Annotated in this window: 2 protein-coding genes and 1 pseudogene; all 3 read right to left on the reverse strand. The window is 67.3% G+C overall.

Features of this window, described 5'->3' with window-relative positions; translation table 11 throughout:
- Positions 1-162: 162 nt before the first annotated feature.
- The gene (locus ASF60_RS19555; RefSeq protein ID WP_056189041.1) at positions 163-1,557 is read right to left on the reverse strand and encodes an MFS transporter; all 1,395 of its coding nucleotides are present in this window, start codon (positions 1,555-1,557) and stop codon (positions 163-165) included.
- A gap of 98 nt (positions 1,558-1,655) precedes the next feature.
- On the reverse strand, positions 1,656-2,576 hold the full coding sequence (locus ASF60_RS19560; RefSeq protein WP_082508088.1) for a TetR family transcriptional regulator: 921 nt from the start codon (positions 2,574-2,576) through the stop codon (positions 1,656-1,658).
- Positions 2,577-2,660: 84 nt separating this feature from the next.
- A pseudogene (locus ASF60_RS24775) lies at positions 2,661-2,749 on the reverse strand (IS5/IS1182 family transposase); the annotation flags it as partial.

Consider the following 2,749-nt stretch of genomic DNA (forward strand, 5'->3'; position numbering starts at 1 on the left):
ATCTGGCGAGAAGAGGGTTTATCGACGTCACGTCGCAAACGCGACCGCAGGAAAACTCGGTTCCGTCTGCCGCCACCCTGGGCCTACGCCCTCTGCCAAAGTCGAGCTCAGGACCGCAGCAACCCGGCCCATCGCGTGGTGTAGCGCACAGATACACTCGCTCTATATAACCGGCTGTCTGGGTCGGCCCGGCGGGCCCGTGACCACGAGAAGGAGGCTGCCCCCAAGACCGAGGGTGACCACGGCGAACATCGCGGATGCGCCGTAATCCGTGAGAAGCGGCAGCAGCAGAACCGGCACGCAGGCGACCGCCATCCGGCCCGCAGCCCAGGCAGAGGTGAGGGCGGAGGCGCGCAGATGCGTTGGCAGGATCTCGGTCCCGTAAATCCCGAGGACTCCCGCATAAATGGCAGCCGCCATGTTGAAGAGGACGCCCGACAGCGTCAGCAGTGTGAGATTCGCGCTATTGGCGAAAACGATGCCCATCCCCGCCATCGTGCCGACGCAGGCTGCCAGACAGAAGCGGCGTTCGAGACGGTCGATGATCAAAGCGCTGGCAAGGGCTCCGAGCGTCGGGCCGAGCATGGTCAGTGCGGCGAAGACCAGCGATTGGTCGACCCCGAAGCCCTCCCGGATCAGAACGGCGGCGCTGAGCAGCGGGAAGCCGATCGTCGCCCAGGGCGCAAGGGAGTAGAGGCCGAGAAAGCGGGCGGTCCTGCGGATCTGAAGCGGGTCGGCCATCAGGGCTCGGAAGCCCGCCCGCGCGGTGTCGTCACTGGCCGGTTCCGTCCGCATCAATTCCGGCGTCGCGATCCCGGCCGAGGCCTCCAGCCGGCGGCAGGCCGCTTCCGCCGCAACGTCGTGACCGACCGCCGCGAGCCAGCGCGGCGATTCCGGCACGCAGGCGAACAGGATGGCGCTGAGGCCCGCCACGATGCCGCCGAGGCCGAGCGCCCAACGCCAACCCTCGATAAAAAGGGGCGGCACCGACGTCCATGCGCGGATCAGCAGGAGGATGGCTGGCGCGCCGAGAAAGCCGAGGCCTGTGCAGACCAGCATCAGCAAGCCCCGGCGGCGCGGCGGCATCAGGTCCGCCAGGTAGGTGGCGACGAGCGGCGAATATCCGCCGATCGCGAAGCCCGAGACGCAGCGGGCGATCGTCAGGCTGGTCAGGTCCGGGCTGGCAGCAGCGGCAAGGGAGCCGGCTGCCATCAGGGCAAGGGAGCCCTGCAGGGCGCATCGGCGTCCGAATCGGTCACCGATCGCGCCGAAGACCGGTGCCCCGATCGCGCCTCCCGCGAAAACGGCGGCGAGAAGCAGGGCGAGATCCCCGCGCGGCAGGTTGTGAGGAGGAGCCAGGAACATGGCGGCGAGCGAATTGCCGAGTGCGACCTCGGCAATATCGGCAAAGAGACCGAGCGTGCAGACAGCCACGATCACGGCATGAAGCGCGGTCACCGGGATCCGGTCGAGCCGCTGCGCGATCGTCAGACCGGAGCCGTGTCCGATAGGCCCTTGCGGGCTGGGGGTCGGCACGGCGAGGCGCTCATCTGCCATGGGGAAGACATTCTGCGAGGCAGGCGGTGACCCGGCGCTCGCGGGAATGAGACGCCGCCGAGGCGGCTCTCAGGAAAAGAAGACGGCATGTGCCGATCTCAGCGCGCGTCAGAACCCGGCAGGGGCTTCGCCCGACGGGCCGGTCGGCGGGCTGGTGATGTCGAAGTCCCGGCCTGCGGAGGCCCGGTGCGCGGACCGTCAGCCGTCAGGGATCCGAATAGGATCGCCTGGGTGATGGCGCGATAGCGCGGAGCGAACTCGTCGGCAGCAAGGGGCGGAAGGGTCTGGTTGACTCCGCGCGCGCCGTCCGCCAGCAGCCGAGCGAGATCGCCCGGCGCCACGTCGGACCTGAGCGTAAGGAGGCCGTCCGCCTCGAGTATTCGGATGAAGCCTTCCAATTCGCGGTGGAATACCAGCGCCGATTCGACCATCAGGTCGTGGCAGCGGCGGAAGATCTCGCCATTCAGTTCCGCGAGATGGGGAGATCGGCTGACGCGGCGGCGGGTCTCACCGTAGCGGATGTTCAGGGTCTCGGCCAGGATGGCGAGTGCAGAGCCGCCGTCCCGCCGGACGGCAGAACCAGCGTGCAGGCCCTGTCGGATCGCCTGCTCGTTGAAGTACCCCACGATAGCACGGAGAGCCTCTTCCTTGCTGCTGAAGTAGAAGTACAGCGCCCGGCGCGTAAATTCGCAGTGCTTGGCCAGATCGACCATCGTCAGGGCGTCATATCCCCGCTGATGGAACGCCTCTCGGACGCGAACCATCAGCTCATTCGTGGGAGAGAGTTTCCTGTCCGGCACCGATAACGCCTGAGAATTCCAGCAGTCCTGTCCATCGACGCTTCGGCAGGCCGTGTCTGCGTCCGCTCTCGCGTCGGTCGGCTCTGCGTTCCGGTCGCGACTCCGGTCAAACGTTGCCCGAGGTGAAAGGCTCCGGGTGAGTTCGACCGGCGCTTCCGTCGGGCGGGCCGTCTGCATTCGCGGCGGTGGGGCCGACGGGGCGCGTAAGCTCTTTTGCATGGTCCCTCCCGGGGCGGATCGTCAAGACGTGCCACATCGCGTCGTGCCGTCGAAGGACGGTAACGTGTTAGGGTCTGGACTCGATCAGCACCAGAAGGCGATGACGGCAGCGAGTGCGACGGCCGAGGCGTAGTTTCGGGCCAGCTTGTCGTAGCGGGTGGCGATGCGACGGA

The sequence above is a fragment of the Methylobacterium sp. Leaf113 genome (assembly GCF_001423325.1).
Lineage (GTDB): Bacteria > Pseudomonadota > Alphaproteobacteria > Rhizobiales > Beijerinckiaceae > Methylobacterium.

Bases quoted from the DNA above. Each gene is read 5' to 3' on its own strand.
- ASF60_RS19555 (WP_056189041.1), bottom strand. From the start codon at position 1,557: ATGGCAGATGAGCGCCTCGCCGTGCCGACCCCCAGCCCGCAAGGGCCT.
- ASF60_RS19560 (WP_082508088.1), bottom strand. From the start codon at position 2,576: ATGCAAAAGAGCTTACGCGCCCCGTCGGCCCCACCGCCGCGAATGCAG.